Here is a 5,743-nt window from a genome sequence, read left to right as displayed (position 1 = left end):
TTGAATTGTTCCTTCTGTTTGAGAATCCAGATATAAAGTAGCCTGTCCGTTTTCAATCACTTGAACATCATAAAATTCATCTGTTTTCATAGCGGTAATAACGCCGCCTTCAAGATCAGGAACATTTACATCGAGATAACTTGTACCAATAGTTATTTCAGAAGGTAAAGTGCAGGAAATTTCCTGGGGAACTTTAGTCCACATCGACAAACTCGGATCTCCTAAAATGTTATAAACATGGAAATAGAACTCGACATCTCCACCCGGATCTCTATCCAACGGAAAATTATTGTATAATTCTAATTTTCCTCGTAATACTGCCAATCCTAAAGTCAGAATATCTTCATCCAGCATTCCATAATAAAAACCGGAGAATAAGGAATTGTTAAGCTTTGTGCTCGTATGCAAATCGGAAGGTCCGAGAATAGCAACACAACCTTTTGGTATGGTTGGAGTTCCAATTCTTAAAAAAGCTTCTGCAAAACAGGGATCGACATTATTGGCAAAATCACCTGTATTACAAACAATTGAAGTTACAACAGGTAGTTTGTGACCATTATTTTGACCACCCATATCATCGATATGATATTCCGGGAAATGCCAGCCATTGGCATCACCCCAACCGCGATAACTGACAAAACCAACACCCTCAGAAATGGCTTCATTAATTTCCGGAGCAGCAAACTGGATTGGCGGGTAATAAACTTCATGAACTTCAGTATATCCGTAGGCAAGTAATTTATCCTTTAGCCATCTGCTTACCTTTTTTGGTGTTGTCGGAATCGGCGGAGAAGTTGCATAATTTCCGGCAACCAAAAGAGCTTCCGTAAACCAGTCTGTTTCGTCCATGTATGGTGTTTTTTCATAAACAAATTGTTTGTTCAGGATCGTCCATAATTCCATGATCGAATCGATGGAAAACCTGCCGACAATCATTTCCGGAAAATAATCTTCACCCGAAAGCAGCGTATAGGGATGATCCGTTACATCATTTTCCGCACTGATATAAAAGGAAGGAACATTAAAAGGAGCATCGACATCTCCTATCAATAATAAATAATCCGGGGGTGTTTCAGAATTATCATAAAGATCCTGGAGGTAATTTTTTATTTGAGCACTCGTACTGCCGGTTTCTTCGATCGTGACAACTTCCGTAAAAGTTCCTTTCGCTTTTTTCCAGTTCACATAATCATCAAGATAGCCAATTAAATTGGAATAAGTTATAATTAACATTCGAGCTGGTTCTGTAGTCGCATCTCGTAAATATGATGTATTAAAATTATCCACAAAAGATTTATAAACAGGTTGAAAAACACTGGAAATTCTGGTTGGAACTTCCTGCATATTTACAGGTTTAACTTCAAGATCAAGACTTTTCAAATTAGAGATCGTTTCTCTATTTTCTTCCGAAGTTTTGATCCTGATCTGATGACCGAACAGATCCCGCATAATAAAACTATCGGAAATTTCAACGCGGGAACTTCCGTTAATAATTTTATCCCGAAGATGTTCACCGTTTTTAGAGAAAATCGAAACTTCGCAGCTATTCACGATGATTTCAGCATCGAGAGAAGGTAATGCAATCGTTTTATAAATGTCTTCCTGCTGCATCGTATTTCTCTCATTTTCAAAATTGATAATAATATTTCCCTTATTATTTGCAAAATTTATTTCTGCAAAAACCCAGACAGCAGAAATAATTAAGATGAGCGTGATTATATTTTTTTTCACAAATCCTCCGTTTAAATTTTATTCCTTGTTATTCCTTGAACCAATGCTCCTGCGTGGGAACATTCTTATTAAATTTTATACGATCAACGCAAAGCGTTTTCTTATGCATTCCAACGCAGGAGCGTTGGAACGAGATAGAGATATCCGTCTAATCCGTGAAATCCGTGAGCCATTTTTACCTCATAAAGATCATTTTTTTTGTTTTCTGATAATTATCGGTTTTTAATTGATAAAAATAAATTCCTGATGAAACCGGTTTATTCTTCTCATTCGTTCCATCCCACATAACCTGTTGATTTGATGATTTAGTGATTTGGTAATTTGAAAATGTTTTAATTTTTTGACCTTTCAAATTATAGATCAAAATCTCTGCCTTCTCTCCGTCCTCTGCGGTGATATTAAATGAAATTGTCGTAAAATTATGAAACGGATTCGGGTAATTGCTATATAATTTAGTGAGATTCGGATCGATATCTATTTCATTGGAATCGGAAATACCTTCGGAAGCAACGATCTTGATGTTATCTATCCACCAGCCCGGATCTCGCAAGGTTTCATCGCTGAAAAAATTAAATCTCAAAGAGATATTGTTTTCGATGTAGTCTGAAAGAGGGATGAGGAATCTATCGGATTGAGCGTTTGGCAGGTAATACCAGGCTTCGTTTCTCCCGGAAAAAACTTCCAGAACTTCCCAGTCAGAACCGTTTGTTGAAATCTCGACTGAACAAATATCAGCATCGTGTTCCGTATAATATTTATGATCAAAGCAAAGAACAATGTCATCACTGGCTTCATGCAGATCTATCTGATCAATTGTTGTCAAAATAGAATTTGAGTTATTTGGATAAAATTTATGAAAACTTTGCAAGAAAAAGCCATAATTATTTGTTGCTACATTTGAGTTTTCGTATTCATCGAATTCAATTGCCCAATCTCCGGAAACATCCCAACGGGCAAAACCATTGTTCCAAGATTCACTGAAAATAACGGTTTCAGGATTCAGTTCGATCTCAAAATCGTAATTCCCCGGTTCCAGGTTTTCCTGGTAAAGATAGGGAACACAATTGTTGGAAATTACCTGCATTTTAAAATTACCTGCAAATCCGTTATAGGAAAATTCTCCATTATTCGTGTAGAGCGTATCGTTCTCCAAACTGAAAATAATGATCTCTGCCGGAACAGGCTCTCCGTTGCAGGTTATATTACCAGTAACAGTGATTTCTTCGAGAGGAGTCAGTTCGATTTCGAGTTCAGTCCAGACCGAATTGTTCACGGTTATATCATTGATAATTTGTTCTTCATATCCTTTTTTACGAACTCTGAGATCATAAGTTCCGGGCATCAGAACTCTCCAGAAACGACCGTAGAGTTCATCGGTCATTCGAGGAGCGAAAAAAGGTGCTTTATGTTGTTCGACTATTACTTCTGCAACGAGAGGATTTTCTGTATCAGCATCTGTTACATGTCCGGTTAACATGGCATTATCGGTTTCGTAACCGATCGCTCGATCCAATAACCAGTAAGCTCCCTGACTGCATCTCTCGCAAGTATCATCAACCAGGTAAAGCGGAGGTTCATTTGGAGGTTGCAGGTTTTGGGTTCCGCATTCGATCAGGAGTTGGGTAGTTCCATGTGCCTGATAAAACCAGTCGTGAGCATTTCCTTTTCTTCCCCCGGAAGCAGAAGGTTCGTAAAATCCGGTTCCATTTTCTTTTTCGATCAAACCGGCAACAGTATTTCCGATGTATTGATTCAAAATGAAATCAGGAGAGCGTTTTTCTCCATTCCATTCAAAGGAATAAAAAACTTTTTCGGAAAAATTTCCTGTTCTGGATGAATGCCAGTTAATGGAAAAGATAAAATGCTGTTCTGCTGCCAGATCACGAATAGCCATTGGTCCGCCTTCGGAAAAAGGTGCAGGTCCTCTGTAATAATCCCATAATTCTTCTCCTCCAGGTGCCCAAAGAGTGTCTCCATGACACCAGTTAAAAGAGTAATTACGATTTGTATCGACTCCATCGCTGTCGTTTCCGGGACCAAGAACAAAATCAAGAATTCCGTTCAGATTATTATCTCTTTGATTCTTTCTCCAGGAAGTATCAATACCATCCATGACAATTTCCAAACCTTCGGGATTATAGCTTGGAACAAACCACATCTCCAAATTGGCAATCCATAAATTGTATGGAAACTGGTAAAAGTGTTCGCAAATATCCTGGATCATATACATCGTGATCTCAACACCAAGAACTTCTTCCGCATGACATTGTCCGGCAAACATTACTGCGGGTTCATCTTCATCGACAGTTACATTATCGGAAATCTTCACCGCCCAGATCGGTAAAGGTTCCTGGTAAGGATCAGCTCCCAGAGTATGACCGATGGAATCGATCATGACAAACTCCGGGTACAAATTCTGCAGGGAATCTATCTCTGCTTTGATCTCCTCATAAGTATGATAACGAGGATGCAGGATCACCTGCGAAAACAGGTTTGCACAAAGTAATAATGTTATTAGAATAAATAAAAATTTCATTATTTCCCTCACTTAAGAACATCGGAATGTTCAGCTTGCTGACCTTCCGATTGTTTGACAACGACCTTCAACACTTCGAAGTAAAACCAACATTCCGAAGATTCGATAAATCGAAACATTCGGAAGTTGATTATATGTTACCTCAACACTACCATTTTCCTGGTTCCGGATTTATGATCATCCGCTTCCAACCTGTAAAAATAAATTCCGCTGGAAACCGTTTTACCGGCAGCATTTTTTCCGTCCCAGATAATTTTATTTTCTTCCGGTTTGAGTGTATTAACTATTTGTCCCTTAATATTGTAAATATTTATTTCCGGATTTGTCATTGATTCTACATTAAGATTAAAAGATATTTCTGTTGAATTTCGGAAGGGATTCGGATAATTCCTGATCTCAATGCTTTTTTCTAATTCAAAATCATTTGCAACTGCAGTACTGTCGAATAGTTTTTGAGCATAGATGTTATAAATATCTGTTTTTCCGCTGGAACGGGTATCTTGCCAGATAACATAAACATTATTGCTGTTATCGGTTGTTGCTTGCGGTTTACTTTGATTCTTGATCGCAGAACAGATTTCATATCCTTCCGTATCCCACTGCAAATTACCTTCCATATCAACCATTTGAGCATAAAGGTCTGAATTCGGATGAGCAGCAGTACTGTAGTAATAATCTTCAAAGAATGTGATAAAATAATCACCGCTTTGAACTAAATACGGATAAACCTGGGCACTATCTTTTACGGCAATTTCCAAACCATTTTCGGTCCATAATTCGGAACCGGTGTTATCATATTTCTGCATATAAACATCATAATCATTCCCATTTCTAAAATCAGACCAGGTCATAAAAATATCGTCATCATAAATAAAATTGGATGGTTCCTGGTCATTATCCAAAAGAACAAGAGGAACTCCATCTTCCTGCCAGAGAATATTTCCAGCCGGTGTTACCAGTTGTCCGTAAATATCAAGGTTTCCATTTCTTTTATCTTCCCAGATAACGAGAATTCCTTCCGGAACAAGAATTCCTTTTGCATTCCCTTGATTACCTTCTGCAGCACAAATCTCTAATCCGTCTTCAGGCCAGCCAGCAGGAGTATTTCCATTCTCATCGATCATTTTAATGAAAATATTTTTATGGGAAGTTCCTATCCAACCTTGCCAGATATAGAAGTTCTCAACCACATCTGTCATCTCATCCTGACCGTCTCTACTTGAAATTTGAACGCCTTCATCAGACCATTGTTTTTCACCATCAACGATCAATTGTCCATAAATATCTGGATCAGAAATATCTCTAAAATCTGTCCAGCCGATAAAATACTGATTTTCCCTGTCTGTGTTTCTAACTGAAATTTTTGGGAATTCCTGAGAACCAAAAACTTCGGCAAGAACGATACCTGTTGTTTGCGACCAGATGAAATTTCCGTTTGTGTCGACTCCCTGGGCATAAACCTGCTTAAAATCTCCC

Annotated in this window: 3 protein-coding genes; all 3 read right to left on the bottom strand. The window is 38.1% G+C overall.

Features of this window, described 5'->3' with window-relative positions; genetic code table 11:
* Positions 1-1,731, bottom strand: a 1,731-nt coding sequence (locus ENL20_00505) for a hypothetical protein (protein ID HHE37042.1), incomplete at its 3' end; no start/stop codon positions are given.
* A 175-nt stretch (positions 1,732-1,906) separates the two neighbouring features.
* Complete coding sequence (locus tag ENL20_00500) at positions 1,907-4,267, bottom strand: T9SS type A sorting domain-containing protein (GenBank protein HHE37041.1); 2,361 nt, start codon at positions 4,265-4,267, stop codon at positions 1,907-1,909.
* A 137-nt stretch (positions 4,268-4,404) separates the two neighbouring features.
* Positions 4,405-5,743: T9SS type A sorting domain-containing protein (locus tag ENL20_00495; GenBank protein ID HHE37040.1), on the bottom strand; the 1,339-nt coding region annotated here is incomplete at its 5' end.

The organism is Candidatus Cloacimonadota bacterium (assembly GCA_011372345.1).
GTDB lineage: Bacteria > Cloacimonadota > Cloacimonadia > Cloacimonadales > TCS61 > DRTC01.
Note: the sequence above shows the minus strand (reverse complement) of the source record. Positions and strands in the feature narration are given on the sequence as shown.